This window comes from Arthrobacter sp., assembly GCF_031179385.1.
In the GTDB taxonomy this organism is placed as follows: Bacteria; Actinomycetota; Actinomycetes; order Actinomycetales; family Micrococcaceae; genus Arthrobacter_D.
Genome location: NZ_JAPSHV010000006.1, coordinates 4384 through 21202 on the forward strand (window position 1 = coordinate 4384; position 16819 = coordinate 21202).

Annotated in this window: 18 protein-coding genes, 1 tRNA gene and 1 pseudogene; 9 read left to right on the top strand and 11 right to left on the bottom strand. The window is 62.9% G+C overall.

All coding sequences use genetic code 11. The features are described 5' to 3' along the window. The 3 genes from RIF85_RS02190 to RIF85_RS02200 form a co-directional block, all read left to right on the top strand. Window positions 1-926 (top strand): deoxyguanosinetriphosphate triphosphohydrolase (locus RIF85_RS02190; RefSeq protein WP_309070272.1); only part of this gene is annotated, 926 nt, incomplete at its 5' end. A 64-nt stretch (window positions 927-990) separates the two neighbouring features. Next, complete coding sequence (gene dnaG / locus RIF85_RS02195; RefSeq protein WP_309070273.1) at window positions 991-2997, top strand: DNA primase; 2007 nt, start codon at window positions 991-993, stop codon at window positions 2995-2997. 55 nt (window positions 2998-3052) lie between these two features. Beyond that, a tRNA-Asn gene (locus RIF85_RS02200) sits at window positions 3053-3125 on the top strand. A gap of 107 nt (window positions 3126-3232) precedes the next feature. Here RIF85_RS02200 and xerC read toward each other — a convergent pair. Beyond that, a complete protein-coding gene (gene xerC, locus RIF85_RS02205) occupies window positions 3233-4516 on the bottom strand; it encodes a site-specific integrase (protein ID WP_309070274.1) in 1284 nt (427 codons plus the stop codon). Beyond that, window positions 4513-5115, bottom strand: a complete 603-nt coding sequence (locus tag RIF85_RS02210) for a helix-turn-helix transcriptional regulator (RefSeq protein ID WP_309070275.1) — start codon at window positions 5113-5115, stop codon at window positions 4513-4515. Before RIF85_RS02210 ends, xerC begins: the two co-directional genes overlap by 4 nt. A 38-nt stretch (window positions 5116-5153) precedes the next feature. Between RIF85_RS02210 and RIF85_RS02215 the strand changes: the two genes are divergently transcribed. The 6 genes from RIF85_RS02215 to RIF85_RS02240 all read left to right on the top strand — a co-directional run bounded on the left by RIF85_RS02215 (window position 5154) and on the right by RIF85_RS02240 (window position 10216). Beyond that, window positions 5154-5357 carry a helix-turn-helix domain-containing protein gene (locus RIF85_RS02215; protein ID WP_309070276.1) on the top strand — a complete coding sequence of 68 codons (204 nt, stop codon included), beginning with the start codon at window positions 5154-5156 and terminating at the stop codon, window positions 5355-5357. Between the two features lie 246 nt (window positions 5358-5603). Continuing rightward, complete coding sequence (locus RIF85_RS02220; protein ID WP_309070277.1) at window positions 5604-5975, top strand: hypothetical protein; 372 nt, start codon at window positions 5604-5606, stop codon at window positions 5973-5975. Beyond that, the gene (locus RIF85_RS02225) at window positions 5972-7399 is read left to right on the top strand and encodes a DUF3631 domain-containing protein (protein ID WP_309070278.1); all 1428 of its coding nucleotides are present in this window, start codon (window positions 5972-5974) and stop codon (window positions 7397-7399) included. Before RIF85_RS02220 ends, RIF85_RS02225 begins: the two co-directional genes overlap by 4 nt. Window positions 7400-7423: 24 nt before the next feature. Further along, complete coding sequence (locus RIF85_RS02230; protein WP_309070279.1) at window positions 7424-8290, top strand: hypothetical protein; 867 nt, start codon at window positions 7424-7426, stop codon at window positions 8288-8290. A 799-nt stretch (window positions 8291-9089) separates the two neighbouring features. Further along, the gene (locus RIF85_RS02235) at window positions 9090-9767 is read left to right on the top strand and encodes a hypothetical protein (RefSeq protein ID WP_309070280.1); all 678 of its coding nucleotides are present in this window, start codon (window positions 9090-9092) and stop codon (window positions 9765-9767) included. A 206-nt stretch (window positions 9768-9973) separates the two neighbouring features. Further along, window positions 9974-10216, top strand: coding sequence for a helix-turn-helix domain-containing protein (locus tag RIF85_RS02240; protein ID WP_309070281.1), 243 nt, complete (start codon window positions 9974-9976; stop codon window positions 10214-10216). A gap of 4 nt (window positions 10217-10220) precedes the next feature. On the opposite strand, the gene RIF85_RS02245 is transcribed toward RIF85_RS02240, so the two are convergent. The 9 genes and pseudogenes from RIF85_RS02245 to RIF85_RS02285 form a co-directional block, all read right to left on the bottom strand. Continuing rightward, the gene (locus RIF85_RS02245) at window positions 10221-10547 is read right to left on the bottom strand and encodes a hypothetical protein (protein ID WP_309070282.1); all 327 of its coding nucleotides are present in this window, start codon (window positions 10545-10547) and stop codon (window positions 10221-10223) included. Between the two features lie 281 nt (window positions 10548-10828). Then, on the bottom strand, window positions 10829-10978 hold the full coding sequence (locus tag RIF85_RS02250; protein ID WP_309070283.1) for a hypothetical protein: 150 nt from the start codon (window positions 10976-10978) through the stop codon (window positions 10829-10831). Between the two features lie 22 nt (window positions 10979-11000). Next, entirely contained in the window at window positions 11001-12017 is a 1017-nt protein-coding gene (locus RIF85_RS02255) for an ATP-dependent DNA ligase (RefSeq protein ID WP_309070284.1), read from the bottom strand. A 209-nt stretch (window positions 12018-12226) separates the two neighbouring features. After that, window positions 12227-13138: a methylenetetrahydrofolate reductase gene (locus tag RIF85_RS02260; protein ID WP_309070285.1), complete on the bottom strand. Its 912-nt coding sequence runs from the start codon at window positions 13136-13138 to the stop codon at window positions 12227-12229. Between the two features lie 255 nt (window positions 13139-13393). Next, window positions 13394-13828: pseudogene (sufU, locus tag RIF85_RS02265) on the bottom strand (Fe-S cluster assembly sulfur transfer protein SufU); the annotation flags it as partial. Beyond that, window positions 13825-15156, bottom strand: coding sequence for a SufS family cysteine desulfurase (locus RIF85_RS02270; RefSeq protein ID WP_309070287.1), 1332 nt, complete (start codon window positions 15154-15156; stop codon window positions 13825-13827). The pseudogene sufU and the gene RIF85_RS02270, both read right to left, overlap by 4 nt. A 271-nt stretch (window positions 15157-15427) precedes the next feature. Further along, complete coding sequence (locus tag RIF85_RS02275; RefSeq protein ID WP_309070288.1) at window positions 15428-15895, bottom strand: MarR family transcriptional regulator; 468 nt, start codon at window positions 15893-15895, stop codon at window positions 15428-15430. Beyond that, complete coding sequence (locus tag RIF85_RS02280; RefSeq protein ID WP_309070289.1) at window positions 15888-16145, bottom strand: hypothetical protein; 258 nt, start codon at window positions 16143-16145, stop codon at window positions 15888-15890. Before RIF85_RS02280 ends, RIF85_RS02275 begins: the two co-directional genes overlap by 8 nt. Before the next feature lie 225 nt (window positions 16146-16370). After that, window positions 16371-16769 (bottom strand): helix-turn-helix domain-containing protein, encoded by a 399-nt coding sequence (locus tag RIF85_RS02285; RefSeq protein ID WP_309070290.1) that lies wholly within the window; start codon window positions 16767-16769, stop codon window positions 16371-16373. Between the last annotated feature and the right edge of the window lie 50 nt (window positions 16770-16819).

The following is a 16819-nucleotide window of genomic DNA, read 5'->3' on the forward strand; positions in this document are numbered from 1 at the left end:
CGATCGGCGGGTTTGAAGGCAACGCCCAGACCCTCCGGCTGCTGACCCGGCTCGAGCCGAAGGTCATCCGGGCTGACGGTACTCCCGCCGGCCTCAACCTCACCCGTGCCAGCCTCGACGCCGCCTGCAAGTACCCCTGGACGGCCCCGGACGCGCCGGTCATCCATGGGCACCGCACGTCGAAGTTCGGCGCGTACGAGGACGATCTCCCGGTGTTCAACTGGCTGCGCCAGGGAGCGCCTGCCGGCCGGTCCTGTCTTGAAGCGCAGGTCATGGACCTCGCGGACGACATCTCCTACTCGGTGCACGACGTCGAGGACGCCATCGTTGCCGGCCACTTCCAGCTCAAGTGGATGGACAACCCGGATCACCGCGCCCGGGTGGTGGGGTACACGCAGCAGTGGTACCTGCCGCACTCGGACCCCGCCGCCGTCGATGCCGCCCTTGCCCGACTTGAAGCGACCGACGTCTGGGTGCGCGAAGCGGACGGCAGCCGGAAAGCCATGGCTGCCCTGAAGAACATGACCAGCCAGCTCATCGGCCGGTTCTGCCTCAGCGCGCTCGAGACAACCCGCGGAATCTACGGCACAGACCCGCTGACCCGGTACGCGGCAGAGATGGTGGTCCCGGAGGACACCGTGACCGAGATCGCGGTCATGAAGGGGCTCGCCACCACCTACGTGATGACCAGCGTCCATCGCCAGCCCATCTACGAACGGCAGCGCGAAGTGCTGTCCTCCCTCGTCCAGCAGATCGCTGCCGCCGGTGACCGTCACCTTGAGCCGATGTTCGCCGCGGACTGGCGCCAGGCCGACGACGACGACACACGCCTCCGCGTCGTCATCGACCAGGTCGCATCCCTCACAGATGCCTCCGCGCTCGCGCTGCATGAGAGGGTTGTGGGGCCGGTCCCCGCCCTCTGGTAGAGGGTGTTCACAGGCAGGCCGGTCCGACACCGCAGGGCGGTACCCCGACACTAGACTGGATGGCATGGCCGGACTCATCAAGCGTGAAGATATCGATGAGGTTCGCCAGCGCACCGACATCAAGGAAGTAGTCGACGGCTACGTCACGCTGAAGTCTGCCGGCGTCGGTTCGTGGAAGGGGCTCTGCCCGTTCCACGACGAGCGCTCGCCGTCCTTTCATGTTCGTCCGCACATGGGCTCGTACCATTGCTTCGGCTGCGGCGAGGGCGGGGACGTCATCTCCTTCGTCCAGAAGATGGACCACACCTCGTTCGCTGAGACCGTCGAGAAGCTCGCTGCCCGCATCGGCTTCGAGCTGCGCTACGAGGACGGCGGAACAGGCCCCCGACGCGAGGACGCCGGAAAGCGCCAGCGCATGCTGGACGCGCACAAGATTGCCGCCGAGTTCTTCAGGGACCAGCTGCTCACTCCCGAGGCCGCGACGGGGCGGTCCTTCCTGCAGGAGCGGGGCTTCGACCGGACCGCCGCGGAGCACTTCGGGGTGGGTTACGCACCGCAGGGCTGGGACGGGCTGCTCAACCATCTGACGGGTCGCGGGTTCACGCTCGATGAGCTGAAGCTGACCGGCATGTTCAGCGCCTCCTCGAACAACGCAGGCCGGCTCTACGACCGGTTCCGCGGAAGGCTGATGTGGCCGATCCGCGACATCACCGGAGACACCGTCGGCTTCGGAGCCCGCAAGCTCTACGAGGACGACCCGGGGCCAAAGTACCTGAACACGCCCGAGACCAGTCTCTACAAGAAGTCACAGGTGCTCTACGGCATCGATCTTGCCAAGCGGGAGATTGCAAAGTCCCGGCAGCTCGTGGTGGTGGAGGGCTACACCGACGTCATGGCGTGCCACCTGGCGGGCGTGGGCACCGCGGTCGCCACGTGCGGTACGGCGTTCGGCGCCGAGCACATCAAGATCGCCCGGAGGCTCCTGTCCGACGACGGCACCGGGGGAGAGGTGATCTTCACCTTCGACGGCGATGCCGCGGGCCAAAAAGCCGCGCTGCGGGCTTTCGAGGAAGACCAGCGGTTCAACGCCCAAACCTACGTCGCCGTCGGGGCAGGCGGCGCCGACCCCTGCGAGCTTCGGCAGACAGCCGGGGACCAGGCGGTCCAGGATCTCATCAGTACCCGCCGTCCGCTGTTCGAATTTGCGATCAAGGCATCCTTCGACCAGTTCGATCTGACAACAGGTGAAGGGCAGATGAAGGCTCTTCGGCACGCGGCTCCCATCGTGGCGAACATTCGCGACGTCTCGCTCAGGTCCATCTATACGCGGGAGCTTTCCCGCTGGCTCGGCATGCAGTTCGTGGGCGAGGACCAGGTGGCGCGCGCGGTGGCGTCCGCTGCGAAGCGCGCGGCGCAGCCGGCACCGGAGACCCAGGGCGAGGGCCGCCGTCGTACCGGCGATGGGCAGCAGGGCGACTGGGGGGAGCGCACCGGGGCCCAGCCCGGGCAGGACGCTCCCGGCGCTTCCACGGGCCAGGGACGCAGTTCCGCCGGCGACCAGGCCCGGGTGGAGGAGGTGCCCCAGTTCCGGCGGCCTGATCCGCGTGACCCCGTAGCGCGCATGGAGCGGGAGGCGCTCGAGGTGGTCCTGCAGTACCCGCAGCTGCTCGATGGTGCCCAGTGGGAAAGGTTTGGAGATTCGCGGTTCTCCGTTCCCGCCTACGCTGCGCTGCACGACGCCGTCCGGGCGGCTGCGGCGGGCGGCTCCCAGGATCCGAGTGCCACGTCCAACTGGGTGGAAAGGGTGCGCCAGGAGGTTCCCGAGGTGTTGCGCGGGTTTGTGAGTGAACTCGCCGTGACCCCGCTGCCCGCAAAGGACGCCGATGCCCTGGCCATGTACTGCCGTGACATCCTCAACAGGCTCTCCGAGCTGCGCATCACTCGGCTCAAGGCGGAGAAGCTGAGCGCGCTTCAGCGGCTCGATCCGGCATCGGACCCTGCCCAGTTTCAGCAGCTGAACCGTGAGCTGATGGAGCTTGAGATGGAGCGCCGGGCCCTGCGATCCGACTAGCCGGCGCTCAATTTCACTTCGCCACAAATCCTATGTAGAGTTGTTCCTGCTGCTTTCCCCCGTAGCTCAATTGGCAGAGCATTCGACTGTTAATCGAAGGGTTACTGGTTCAAGTCCAGTCGGGGGAGCAAAAAAGACCCTCTGACCTGCGGAAACGCTTGTCAGGGGGTCTTTCCTTTTGTCGTTATACGGTGCAGACCCACCGGAAACCCACCGGTTTCGATACCGAACCGGCCTATTTCACTGCCCGGTTCAGAAGGTCAGCGACGGCGGAATGGGTGACCTTGCGGCCCATGTACTTATCCATCGTCATTGACACGTTCGCGTGGCCCAACTGGTCCGCCCCAATCCTCGCGGACAACCCCTCCGAGTCGATCAGCGTGGCCACGGTTTTACGGAACGTGTGTGACGTCACCCACGGGAACCCGAGGGCCTCCCGAACCTTGGCCCATTGCTTAGAAGCCCCGGTAGGGTCTCTCAGCGTTCCAACGTCCGACGGGAACACGACATCGTGGACGTTCCCCGCCGCTTCCACCTGCCGCCGCATCAACATGCTTAAGGCGAAGTCGGGCAACGGGAGCACCCGATCACCCGATCGGCTCTTCGTATAGTTCTCCCGGATCAACCCAGCGCCTTTGGCCCGGATGACTTTCCCGTTCACAGCGACCGTTTTGGCTTCGAGGTCGACGTCGGACCATCGCAGACCTAACACTTCCGAAATGCGGCACCCGGTCGCCGCGAGCATGGTCACAAGATCGGACAGGTCCGCCCGCTCGCAGTACTGCCCGACCGTCAGCGATGGATGAAGTTTGTTGTCCGGGTTGAGCACTACAGGCGAGCGGTGTACCGCGTCGAGGATTCCGCGTAGCTCGTCCACGGTCAGCGCACGGGCGGCTTTGGTTTCCACCCGGATCGCGCCGACACCCGAGACTGGGTTATGCGGCAGCGCCCCATACTGCACGGCGAGCTTGAACATCCCCGACAGGACGGCGCGGCACGTGCGGGCCACGTTCGGGCCGTTGTGGTCCGTGATCGCGTGGAGGAACTTGTCGAGCCGCTGCGTGGACGCTTCCCGCAACCGTAGTGCACCCAACCCTTTGACGATGTGCCCGGCCACGTACCGGTACAGGTCCAGCGTTTTCACCGCCCGCCCGTCCTTCACCATCACATCCAGGTAGGTTTCCCACAGCACCTGCACGCGGGTCTCAGCCGTCAACTCGTCGACGGTCGGTGTGGTCCGCTCCAGCAGATACCCGATCAGCGAGTCCTTCGCCTTTTGCGCGGATGTGCCCGTCCTCTCGACTTTGCGGGTCACGCCGTCCAGATCGCGGAACCAGCAGGACGCCCGCCACCGGTTGAGGCGGCGCAACTCGGCGGCGGAAAGGTTCACCCATTCCTCGCGGGGGATAGCCCGCGCGACGGTGCGCTCGCGTCCGCCGGGTGTGGTCCGCCGTACGGACTCGACCGGCGTGGCTTCAATGTTCCCCCACGCCCCTATCGGCAGCGGTGGCCTGCTCATGATTCCTCCAAAGGTTTTTGCCACTCGTACAGGGTGACCAATCCGTTTAGGTCGATCCCTTCAGCTTCCGCCCGTTCGAACAAGGCGAACGCCTCTTTCAGGAGCGCCTTAGGCGCATCGGTCGGCAGATGAATCCCCGGCAAGCCGGGTGAGTCTGGACGGACGGTCGCGCGCCATTTTGCTTTCGCCAGGTCTCGCTTCAGCGGGGCGTCACCTACCAGCCATCTCCACACACGGCGGGCCGTAGTCTCGAACTTCCCGGTGAGACGCACGGGCTGATCGTCCGTGACATCACCGACGAGGAGCCAGTCCGGCGTCACGTCTAGGACGAGGGCGAGCGCTACCAGATCGTCGGTGTCCACCCGGCGCAATCCGTTTTCGATCTTTGATAGACCGTTGAAATTCAGCTGGTGCCCCATTCGCTCTAGCCGGGCCGATAGTTCCTTGAGGTCGAAACCACAGCGCCGCCGGGCTTCCTTGACGTTGGAGGCTACCCGATTGCCGGTCGGTCCCTGCTTCATTAATTTCTCCATAATCAATAATTCTAGCAGGGTATTGGACAAAGCGGACACATCGTGATCAACTGTGACCAGCGACAAAATAACCGGTATTCCGTTATAGAAAATGGAGAACAGTGATGACTTTCACGAGTGAGGGCCGGGGTGATCGGCTGATGTCCACGGAGGAGCTGGCCGAGTATCTTTCGGTGCCGATCGCGACCGTTTATGCGTGGCGCAGTCGACGGAAGGCACCTCCGGGTATCCGGGTGGGCCGGTTCGTCCGCTTCCGCCAATCCGAGGTCGATGCGTGGCTGGCCTCGCGTCCGCGAGAAGTCGCATGAAAAAAGCGGCACGGCCCCGGCTTTTTTGGGCCGGCACCGACGCTCCTTGACCGGCTTCGCTCCGCCGGGCTCATCCCGGGCCAGGAGCCGGTACGGGTTCCGTACGACGCCACCGACCGTTACCCCGGCTGCGGTGCCGTGACCCCAGCCGGGCCGGGTAATGCGCGGCGCAACTAAGACCACCCACGCCCCCACACCACCAAACGCCGAATCGACCAAACTTCCTTCGGAAAGGTCGGTTTCCTGATGAAAACCCATCCGTACTTCCAACCGCCGCCCCCACCCCTGTCCGCCGTCCCGTCCGACCGCCCGCCGCGGTTCCAGACAACGCTTCGAATTGACCTCCGCAGGTTCGCTGTCCGTGAGCGTGTCGGCCCGGGTTATGACTTTTCCCGGTTTGAACAGCACGCGAGCGAACAGGTTGCCCAACTGCCGCCCGGCTCGACCGTGGACCTCGTCGTGCACTCCTATCGACCGGTGCCAGGACGCCTCGGCTTCGCTGATCCCCGCATGATCTGGAACATCTGCACCGACGACATGGGCGTCGCGGCGCACTGGCGCGCCGGAATCCGCGCCGCGTCGGGCTGGGACGATCCCGAAGGGGGGTCGGCGGCATGATTCCCGGGCCTTTGACCGAGGACGAGTGGATGCCCGACGGCTTCTATTCGCACGCGGAACAGCAGGGCGACGATCATGATGAGGGGCTGCTTGACGCGGTGCGGGCGTTCCTCTCCCGTTTCATCGCCTACCCATCGGATGAGGCTGCGGTGGCGCACACCCTATGGGTCGCTCATGCGCACTTTGTTGACGCGTTCGAGAACACGCCACGCTTGGCTTTCCTTTCGCCCGAACCGGGCAGCGGGAAATCCAGAGCAATGGAACTCACCGAGGCACTCGTGCCACGCCCCGTTCTTTCGGTGAATGCCTCAGTCGCCTACATCTTCAGGAAGATAAGTGATGAGGCCGGATTGCCCACCCTATTGATGGATGAGATCGACGCCGTATTCAGCAGCGGCAAGGCCGAAGTCCACGAGGACCTCCGCGGGCTGCTGAACTCCGGTTACAGGAAAGGCGCGACCGCCGGGCGGGCGGCGATCCGGGGCCGGGAAATAGTGACGGAGGAGTGGCCGTCCTTCTGCGCCGTGGCCCTCGCGGGCCTCAATCAGTTGCCCGACACGCTCATGACCCGGTCCATCGTGATCCCGATGAAGCGCCGCAGGCCCGGGCAGAAAATCGAACCATACCGCCGGCGGGTGTTCGCATCGGAGGCTGGCCGTCTGCGGAACCGGCTCGCCCGGTTCGCGGAATCCGCGCGCGCCGAGGTGGCCGGTGTGTGGCCGGACCTTCCCGAGGGCATCGAGGACCGCGACGCCGACATTTGGGAGCCGTTGCTATCCGTCGCTGACGCCGCAGGTGGGCGTTGGCCGGAGACCGCACGGGAGGCCGCGCTTGTCATGGTCGCCAAAGCGAAGGAGAAGCCCGCGACGCTCGGTATTCGCCTGCTTGCCGACATCCGGGATGTCCTCGACGGTCGGGACCGGATCAGCACGACTGACCTGCTGGGCGCCCTGGACGCGATAGACACTGCACCGTGGGCCAGCATCAAGGGCGAACCGATCGACGCCCGGTACCTCGCCCGGATGCTGGGGCGGTACGAAATCCCCACGAACAACACCGTCCGGATCGACGGCGGGACCGTGAAGGGTTACCTCCGCGCCCACTTTGCGGACGCTTTCCAAAGATATCTGCCCGCCGTTACCGCTGTTACCGCTGTTACCGACGTTGAAACACAGGCGTGCGCGGAACCTGAGCAGCGTTACCTTCACCTCGATTCTGGGGTGGGAGGTGAACAGGTGATTCGCAATAAGCAGGGGGTCATTCGCAATAAGCAACCGGAAAGTCCGTACGCGCGCCTTAGTCCAGAAGTCGGTAACAGCGGTAACGCCGGTAACGGCGTCAATGATTCGACGCCCGCCTGCGCGGTGTGCGGCTTTCCGATGCACCCCGCCCTCACCGCCGCCGGGACACACCCCAGCTGCTAATCCAACGAAAGACGAATCCGAACCATGAACGACGACACCGCCGAGGCTGCCCGGCAAAGGAAGCGACGGAGCCGGGCCCACGTCCGCGGCGAGCACCGGCTCTGCCTGCCCGGCAGATGCCCCGATGCGCCACAACGGGACGGCGGCGAGCACGTCACAACCGTCACGCCGGTCACAGATGTCACGGTCACGAGCAACCATGGCGCTCAACACCCAACCATTACAACCGGGACCACCGAAGCCCGCCACCGCGAAGTGCGCGCCCTCGAACTTTCCGCCGACGGATGGTCACTCGACCGCATAGCCGCCGAACTTGGGTACGCCGACAGGTCCGGCGCGTTCCGGGCAGTCAGCCGCGCGCTGTCCAAGCGGGCCGCCGCGTCAGTTGAGGAGTTGCGGGCCATGGCCGATGCTGAACTGGAGGTCCTACGGCAGCGGTTGTACCAGCTCATGGAGCTGCCGGGAATTCATGCGGACACCGCCCTAAAAGCGATCAACCAGGTTCTCAAGGTTCAGGAGCGGCGCTCCCGTCTGCATGGGTTGGACGCCGGAGCCCGCGGGGTGGGGGCGGAACCGGTCGGGACGTCCGGTCACAAGAACAATTTCGCAGGCCCGAAAGGATTCTTTTTGGTTGTCGACGGTGCCCCCGTGCGTGATCTTCTGCCGTACGGCGAGATGACCGTAAACGCGAACCCCGGCGCGCACGACTTACAGCCGCCCGTCCCGGCAATAGTGATCAATCCGGCAACCCTCGTATCCGACGAGTCAGTGCGGTCGATCATCACGGGCGGGGGTCTGATTCTCGATGGTGGGTATTTCTCCATCCCTGCGGAGTCGATCAGCGCCCTTCTCATAACGGAGTTGCGGGAGCGAACCGGCCCCGCGGAGTAGGCCATGGGGGCGCGGCGTGAAATCCGGCGGATACCTCAACCACGGCGGTTCTACAGGGTCAGAACCGTTCTCTATCGTGGGGATCCCAACGGCGAACCATTGGGACAATCCCGAGATCGTCAGTATGCCGGGGGATTACCTCGGCGATGACGTGCAGGAGTTCTGGTCCAGGACGTCCGGGTATCCGGCCCCCTAACGAACTGAAACGCGAGGAAGATCCCAAGAATCTCCGAACCTTCGGGGAAAACGTTCAGAAGCCAGCAGTCGCCTTCCTGATGCCAACAGATGCCTCGGCTTCCGACCTCGACAGGTCCTTCTCAAAGACATTGGCCCCATCGGGATGACCGGACAATACGTAAAAGTTCTGCTGGACCGTCGCGTCGGTAGTGGGTATGAGCACCGCTTCCCGTCACTCCAGCACCACCGATTTGTGGCGTGCTGTCTGCCTGGTCCTTAGAACCGAATCCATTCAATTAGAACTTCGGAGCTGTGTGATACCGCTTCTGCCCCATCTGGCCGGCCTTCCTCTAATAATCCCCGTAGCAACAGCAACAGCAACAGCAACAGCAACAGCAACAGCTCCTATTGTCCCAGCGACAACGGAACTTCAGCGTTCGCCCTGGCGAGCATGCAGCAGCGATTCTGGTCCAGAGACTGCCCACAGAGGGGCGTGAACAGCCCGTCCAGAGATACTAAACGCCCTTACCCACTGTCCGCATCGTGTAGCTTCGCAGCACCAGAAAGCACAAGGCTTTATATGCGAGAGTGAGCAGACGATCTATCTGGGGGAGACACCACCATGCCAGCTGTGCCCGATGACCTGCGAGGAAGATTCGATCAGTGGACCGCGGACGGGCGACCACAACAAGAGGCTTTTGGCTGGAAAGAACAGAACTGGCAGAGATACCTGGGCGCCTACAGCATCCTCGAAAAGCTTCCGAATCCCGTTGACCGTGCTGGCGTCCTGGAGACATTCGAGTGCGTCGATGACCCGAACTCCGCCCTCGACGCTTACATCGCCAGCTACCTCTGGGGTTACGCTAGGGCGGGCTTCGGACCTTACCGGGCCGAGCAGGTCATTCGGCTGAACACCGACCCGGAGAACGGGAAGGATTTCGCCGCCGAGCTGCATACGCTCGCCCAGATCGCCATGAAGGACGGGGGAACCGCTGCGTTCGAGCACGTCGTGAACAAACGGCAACACGACAGGATGTTCTTCCACGAGTGGGGGCCCTCTTTCGCGACCAAGTTCATCAGCTTCGCTACCAAGGCCTCAAGTCAGGTGCCCACCACGCCGATCATGGACAGGATCGTCGTGGGATGGTTCCGCAAGCACTACAGAGAGGTCGGCGCGCTCTGGCTCAACTGGAACAGCACCAGCAGCTACCGCCGATACACCGAGTGCATGGGTGAATGGGCGGAAGAGTTGAGCATTGAGCCGGAGCAGGTCGAACAACTGATTTTCAGGCGGGGATAGGTGCTGCAGCGCAGACGCTAGCTGCATCCCCGGCATAGACGGGATCTGAATCAGGATTGCCAAGATCGGGCGCCATTTCCTATGGCTCGTCTTTCAACAAGATCCCGCAGTGCCGGCACATTGACGCCGGGAGCTGTGTGGTGCAGCCTCCGGCCCCACCTTTATTGACGAGGACATTGGAGATTGAGCAGAGGAGTACCCGTCGCATGGCCGCACAGGAATCGTCTCGCTTCCTGACCATCAAGAACGTCGCGGCTGAGCTGGCGACGAGTGAATCCCAGATCCGGGCCATTATTGCCTCCGGTGATCTTCCTGCCATTCAGATTGGTGGCCGCGGGCAGTGGCGCATTGAACGGGCCAAGCTCGAGGGCTACATCGCTGACGCCTACACCCGCACAGCCGAAGCCCTCCAGCGAGGAGTAAAGCTCACAGACGAAGGCGAAGACTAGCCCGTCACTGCTTCTTGTCGGGCGGCGCCGGGGTGACCGCGCTGCGCCACACCCACCCTTCACGGTGAATCTTAATTGCCGGTTCGAAGAACCCAATGCGGATCGCTGTTGCCGTCCATGCCGTTGCTTGGGCTTGCACCAGGTACGCCTGTGAGGGGTAGCGGATCCACACGTGCACAGACCGTGGCGGTTGGAACTCGTGCGCTGGATGGTGCTCCAGGTCGAGCTCGGCCTCGGTGAGCATTATAGGCTCCTCGCGCATCACGAAACGCTCAATCCAATCATCCAGAAGCCGGTCATAGTAGGCCCTATATCGCTTGTTCTCGCCCATTCCTGACACCTCCGCCTTCCCGCTCCAAGCCGTCGGCGAACTACCCAGCCGCCCTTCAGGATTGGTCCGTAGGCTGGGTATCAGCACATCGATCCCCCATCGGTGATGCGAGCGAGGGTTTACGAGACTGGACTCTCCTGGTGCCGGCCCCGTACGTTTCCCCCATTCGTACGGTCGCCGGCACCACTCTCTTAACCGATGGGGACTCCGTTTTAATTAGAACATTTGTTCTATCAGAAGGTGCTGACGTTTCCCGACGAACGATCAAAAGAGGGCGGGACTTAGGAGTGATCGGCGCGGATCGTGATCAGCTGCGCACCTTCCGGGATGGCAGCGTCCAGGGCAGCTCGGGCTTCGCCATAGGTGGTGCCGCTGGCGCTGATTCGGCTGGTCTGAGCGTCTGGTGTGCGGATGGTCCCGGTGATTTCCATTCTTGACACCGTACCCGCCCGGTCAACGGAGGCGGTTCAAATGCACAGGAACCACGACACTGGCGGGATCGAGCTCCGGTCGGGCCCTGATGTAGCGCAGGGCATGCCGGAACGAGGAGCCTGAGAAGGCAGTATCGGCGGATACCTCAACCACCAGCGGTTCGACCAGGGTCAGGACCGTCGTGGAGCTGGTGCTGTTGAACCGGTCGATCGCACCCGACTTCACCTCAGTAGGCCACGGATGGCCAGGATTTCCCAGTGTCAGATGGGCAGCCAGAGCCTTCGACGCCGAGGCTTTGAGCATGGAACTGCGCCCCACGATCCGTAACTCGCCGTCGATGCGCAGTCCGGCCACAACCATCTCCGGGCGGCTGATGGGTCCGATGACCGCCGCGCATACGACGTCGAGGGTTGTGCGGTGCTTGACCTTCAACCACTGCCGCTCATTGCCCTGGTATTCCTGCCCGGCTCCCTTGATGACAAGCCCTTCGATCCCGGTTACGGGCATCGTGTCGAACCACCTGGTCGCTTTAGCCAGGTCTGTGGTGGTGGGGGAGAGGTCCAATGGTGGTTCCCACCAGGACGCGAGTTCCTCCAATAGCTCCCGCCGGTCACTAAATTGGAAAGTCCGGATGTCGGTGCCGGCGGCCTGCAAGAGGTCGAACGCCACGAAAGACGCGGGACGCTCACTCACCAGGGTGGGCAGGTGCTTCTTGGAAGTGACGAGTCGTTTCTGCAGCGCCTCGAAGTTGAGCCGGTCATCGGTCCAAATGACTGCTTCACCATCGACGATGAAGCCCGGCGGGATATGGTCCTCAGCGGCGGCCGTCAGATCGGGGAAGTACCGGGTGAGGTCCTTGCCCTGACGCGACCACAGGACGGTCGAATCCTCGGTCCGGACAATTCCGAGGCGGTAACCGTCCCATTTCGGCTCATACACGCACCCGCCAGGCAGGGCATCGGGTGCAGGAAGTTTCGGCACCGCCCGGGCCAACGCCAGCGCCGGCGGTGCTCCGGGTTCGAGCGGCACGCTCTCCATCGACCCATTATTGCCCTCGAACTAGGCTGTGCACGCCCACCGCTCGATCGAGGTGAGACTCCCAATGTTAGTGAGGTGGTGGGTGTGTGTAGGCGGTCAGAACGGTTCCTGCTGTCCACGTGGGTGCGGGACAAGCAGCGAAGCGGAGGGAGCTTGTGCCGTACACAGGGTGGGCAGGAGGCAGACTCCTACGTATCCCCAGCGGACCGTCATCCCACGTCCAAGGGCATACGTGGGATATCCGTTGGCATGCGGGTATTCATCCACTGAACGCCTTCCATGACCCCGCCGAACGGATAAAGGTGATAAAGGGCGGTTCCGAGGTTCCCGCCGTCCATCCCGGCCGTGATGTGATCCCAATAGCGCTCAGGACTGACGCGGTGGTCAGGGTTGCCCACCGACAGCCCATATCTCCGGGCGATAGCTGCCGATGGCACCGAGCCAAACTGCTTGGCGTACCTCAGGAGCTTTCCGACACTGGCCGGCCCCGGAACACCAATGCGGACCGGCGCGTCGATTCCTTCACGGCGCAGGCGCTCCATCCACTGCACAACGGCATCGGCATCGAATCCGAATTGGGTCGTAATCTCGACCGAGCAACCCGCATCCTGAAGAAAGCCGAACTTCCATTTCAAACAACGCCAGAGCGTGTCGGTGTCGACCTTAGGGTGTCCTTCTGGATACCCCACGATACCCACCTGGCGGATGAAATGGCGTTCCAGGAGATCGCTTCTCAGGAGGGCCAGCGAGTCCTCAAAGGGACCGGCAGGGACGGCCGGGTCACCGCCCACAAGGATTATCCGCGACGGGGCTGCTTCTGCAACCAGGGCGTCGAGAAGATAATCGCGGTCCCGCTCGGAGCGCAGGCGGCGCGAGGAAATAATCGGGACGGGCTCGAAACCGCATGCTCGTATTACCCGTGCAGCTTCGATGCGCTGGGCGTGATCCTCATTTCCCAGGAACGCGATGTTGATCGGCGTTCCCGGTGGAATGGTAGCCTTGGCGGCCTCGACTTGCGCGATGTCTTTGGCTGCCACCTCCAGGGCGTAAGGCATCAGAGCGATGGAACTCGCCCTATCAACAATCTCCAAATTGGCTCCCCTCAGGGATGTACTTGCCATGCGGTGTCTTCTCCAGAAACGTTGGGTGGGCATGGAGTATCTGCTGTCGCCGGTTAGGACGACAGACTGAAAGTGAAAGGAGGCCCCGGCCCTCACGAACAGCCAAGGCCTGGACCTGTTCGATCAGGAAGAACTGACCGCCTCTGCGGTGGGCTGCTATCCCTTTGTAGGAGCGATAAGGCGCGTCATCGCTTCATTCTCACCACCGGCGTCGGGAGCGGCAGCACCATTTCCGGTGTCCATTGCCGGCGTGATCTGTTCGAGAGCGCCTTCCGCGGCGACCCAGGCGAGCATCGCGCATTTGACGCGTGCCGGGTAGCGGGAGACGCCTTCCAATGATGCGGCATCACCGAGAAGTTCCGGATCGCCCTGTGTGGTTCCGCGGGAGCGGAGCATCTGGCGGAAAGCATCCACGCGGGCCTGAAGGTCCCTGGCGGACAGTGTGGTGGCCAGTTCGTGCAGCATGGAGGCGGAGGCCATCGAGATCGCGCATCCGGATCCTTGCCAACGCAGGCTCTGTACCGCTTTACTCTGAACGGTGACCCTGACCGTGATCTCGTCTCCGCAGACCGGGTTGAGTTGATGGGATTCGCCCGTAGCGTCGATGGTGTCCTGGGGTGGGAGGCCACTGCCGTTTCTGGCGCGAGAGTGGTCAAGGATGATCTCTTGATATAGCGCTTCCAAACTCATTTGCCTACCCCAAAGTAGGGCCGCACTCCGGATAAAGCCGCCAGGAACTCATCAATGTCGTCAGTGGTGTTGTAGAGGTAGGCGCTGGCTCGGGTGGATGCGCTCAAGCCGAGTCTGCGGTGCAGAGGCTGAGCGCAATGGTGTCCCACCCGAACTGCTACGCCTAGGCTGTCCAGGTACTGGCCGACGTCGTGGGCATGCACTCCCTCAACGTCGAAGGCAGCCAAACCGATTCGTGGTTCACCTGCGGGTGGACCGAGCAACTTCACACCTCTGATCGCGGTAATCCCTTCAGCCAGGCGCTGGCCCAGGACCGTGACCGATGCGTGGATGCGGTCCATGCCAATGCCGTCGAGGTATTGCACCGCGGCGGCCAGGCCGACCGCTTGCCCAACCGGCTGAGTGCCGGCCTCAAAACGCTGCGGCGCGGCCAGATACTCAGCCCGCTCCATCGTTACGGTGGTGATCATAGAGCCGCCCGTGTGAACCGGTGGGAGCGCATCCAACAAGCCACGGCGACCGTAGAGAACACCGATGCCGGTTGGTCCGAGCATTTTATGGCCCGAGAAGACCGCGAAGTCCACGTCCAACGACGGCAGGCCCAACGGCATGTGTGGGGCTGACTGACAAGCGTCAAGGACGACGAGGGCACCCACCCGGCGGGCCAACTGAACCAGCTCGTGCACGGGGGCGACGGAGCCGAGCACATTGGACGTGTGGGCGAAGGCAACTACCTTCGTCTGCGGCCCGATGAGGCGTTCAGCTTCCTCCAAGCGAAGCGACCCCGCCGCGTCTACCGGTATGAAACGCAGGACGGCTCCCGTGCGGAAGGCCAGCTCCTGCCAAGGGATGAGGTTTGCATGGTGCTCCAGTTCCGTGACGACAATTTCGTCCCCGGGCTTCAGCGCCAGTTGCCGTATTTCCTGACCACCGCGCCCGCGCTCGGCCCAGATGCTCGCATTGCCCAAAGCCTGCGCGATGAGGTTGATGCCCGCCGTTGCGTTGGCGGTCCAAACCAGTTCTTCCGGCGCGGCACGCACGAACGCCGCTACTGTCGTTCGTGCGTCTTCGAAAGCGTCAGTGGCACGTACGGCAAGTTCATGGGCACCGCGGTGCACCGCGGCATTGCACGTCTCATAAAACTCCCGCTCGGCCTCAAGGACCCAGCGGGGCTTCTGGGAGGTCGCCCCCGAATCCAGGTAGACCAGCCGCCTGCCGTGGATCTCCTGATGAAGGGCGGGAAAGTCCTGCTGAATGATGCGTACATCATCATCGGTGAGACCAGCGGGCTGCGCCAGTACTGCGTGAAGGTCGTTATTGACGGTCATGGACCGGGCTCCTAAAGCTGGAGGACATCGCTGGAACCAATCAGCGCGTGATGGGTTCGATAACAAGGGCAAGCACGGTGGGCGGCCCAGAGGCGTGGGTTAGCGGTCAGTCACGCTGTGAGCGCCTGGTCGGCTGGAATTCGCGGACGCTAGAGCTGCGCGGCACCCATCGACGCGGAACCCGCAAAGCTGGGGCCTTACACCTCGAAGGGGCTGTGCTTTGGCGGCAGACATACGTGAAGTGCCGGCATCGCATGCAGGCGGGTAATTCTCAGGTCCGTTGCGTGGCGGCGATGACTTGGCGCATCAAGTGGTTAAGATTTTCGGCCTGCTCACGAGAAAGCCCCAGTTTGGTCAGCATGGTTTCGGGCACAGACACTGCCTGTGCGCGCAACTCCTTGCCTTTGGGAGTGAGGTCGACGGCGAGTGCCCGTTCATTGCCGACCATTCGGTCCCTGGACACCAGTCCGTTCGCCTCGAGCCGTTTCAACATCGGGGAAAGAGTAGCCGGCTCCATGGCTAGTGCCTCGCTGATCTCGCGCACTGTACGCGGGCTGTGCTCCCAGAGTGCCAACATCACGAGGTACTGCGGGTGGGTGAGATTGAGGGGCTCTAATACGGGGCGGTAAGCGCCGATAACGCCACGGGAGGCGACCGATAAGGCGAAGCAGAGCTGCCGCTCCAGAAGAAGGTCGCCGGTTTGTGGCTGCTCTTCTGCTACCGCCACTGCATCATTCACCCTTGTCCTCCTTGGAGTCGCGGGAGACAAGGTATGTGGATCCGTCTGCGTTGCGCACGACGTCCCACTGCCGCAGTTCCTGCTGGCGGCGCTGATTGCCCGCCTCGTCCTCATGCTTCGCCTGGCCGTCTAAGACACCCTGATCGGCTGGACCGAAAAACATCCGCAACCTTCCCGTGGTCCTCATGAACCGCTCGGTCATCGACTTCTTCTCCGCCACGTCTGCACCTTTCTTGATGATGGAAGACATCCGCTTCTCAAATAGTACACTAATTGTTAGTGCACTATTTGATCGGCGAGGAGTGGCAACGTGCTCTGAAAGTTCCTCCGGCGAAGGTTTCAGCTGAAGGCAGCGTGACCCGGAACCATGTCGGTCACTGAATCCCGCCCGCGACGAGGTGGGCGGCATCCAAACGATGAGATGTCCGCGTCATTGCAGCGGCCATTCAGGGCAGTGCCTAGGGGCCGAGGCGTGTCAGTGGTCGTTGGCGTCGTCGTATGCGTCCCTGGCTTCCAGGATCGCGGCGACGTTGTCTTCAGCCCAGTCCCTGACTGCATCCAGCGGCTCCAGCAGGGTCTGACCCAAGGGGGTGAGCGCGTACTCCACTCGTGGTGGTACTTCAGCGAAGATGTGGCGGGTTATGAGCCCGTCCCGTTCGAGCGTGCGCAGGGTCTGCGTCAGAACCTTCGGGGTGACTCCCTGGACGGCAGTGCGGATCTCTGAAAACCTGCACGGCCCGTGCTTGAGGACCTGGAAGACCAGCGTCGTCCATTTGTCGCCGATGCGCTGCATGACGACCCTCGACGGGCAGTCAAGGTTCAGCACATCAAAGGTGACTGCTGCTGCGGCCGTTGATTCTGCTTTAGTATCCATAAGGATAGTATGGCACGTTGAGGTACTCAGTACCTAAAAGATACTTTTGT

What these genes read in the sequence shown, in the direction of transcription:
- RIF85_RS02260 (WP_309070285.1), bottom strand. Translation starts at nt 13,138, where the DNA reads ATGGCAAGTACATCCCTGAGGGGAGCCAATTTGGAGATTGTTGATAGG.
- RIF85_RS02235 (WP_309070280.1), top strand. Translation starts at nt 9,090, where the DNA reads ATGCCAGCTGTGCCCGATGACCTGCGAGGAAGATTCGATCAGTGGACC.
- dnaG (WP_309070273.1), top strand. Translation starts at nt 991, where the DNA reads ATGGCCGGACTCATCAAGCGTGAAGATATCGATGAGGTTCGCCAGCGC.
- RIF85_RS02285 (WP_309070290.1), bottom strand. Translation starts at nt 16,769, where the DNA reads ATGGATACTAAAGCAGAATCAACGGCCGCAGCAGCAGTCACCTTTGAT.
- RIF85_RS02240 (WP_309070281.1), top strand. Translation starts at nt 9,974, where the DNA reads ATGGCCGCACAGGAATCGTCTCGCTTCCTGACCATCAAGAACGTCGCG.
- RIF85_RS02215 (WP_309070276.1), top strand. Translation starts at nt 5,154, where the DNA reads ATGACTTTCACGAGTGAGGGCCGGGGTGATCGGCTGATGTCCACGGAG.
- RIF85_RS02230 (WP_309070279.1), top strand. Translation starts at nt 7,424, where the DNA reads ATGAACGACGACACCGCCGAGGCTGCCCGGCAAAGGAAGCGACGGAGC.
- RIF85_RS02255 (WP_309070284.1), bottom strand. Translation starts at nt 12,017, where the DNA reads ATGGAGAGCGTGCCGCTCGAACCCGGAGCACCGCCGGCGCTGGCGTTG.
- xerC (WP_309070274.1), bottom strand. Translation starts at nt 4,516, where the DNA reads ATGAGCAGGCCACCGCTGCCGATAGGGGCGTGGGGGAACATTGAAGCC.
- RIF85_RS02270 (WP_309070287.1), bottom strand. Translation starts at nt 15,156, where the DNA reads ATGACCGTCAATAACGACCTTCACGCAGTACTGGCGCAGCCCGCTGGT.
- RIF85_RS02245 (WP_309070282.1), bottom strand. Translation starts at nt 10,547, where the DNA reads ATGGGCGAGAACAAGCGATATAGGGCCTACTATGACCGGCTTCTGGAT.
- RIF85_RS02225 (WP_309070278.1), top strand. Translation starts at nt 5,972, where the DNA reads ATGATTCCCGGGCCTTTGACCGAGGACGAGTGGATGCCCGACGGCTTC.
- RIF85_RS02220 (WP_309070277.1), top strand. Translation starts at nt 5,604, where the DNA reads ATGAAAACCCATCCGTACTTCCAACCGCCGCCCCCACCCCTGTCCGCC.
- RIF85_RS02280 (WP_309070289.1), bottom strand. Translation starts at nt 16,145, where the DNA reads ATGTCTTCCATCATCAAGAAAGGTGCAGACGTGGCGGAGAAGAAGTCG.
- RIF85_RS02250 (WP_309070283.1), bottom strand. Translation starts at nt 10,978, where the DNA reads ATGGAAATCACCGGGACCATCCGCACACCAGACGCTCAGACCAGCCGA.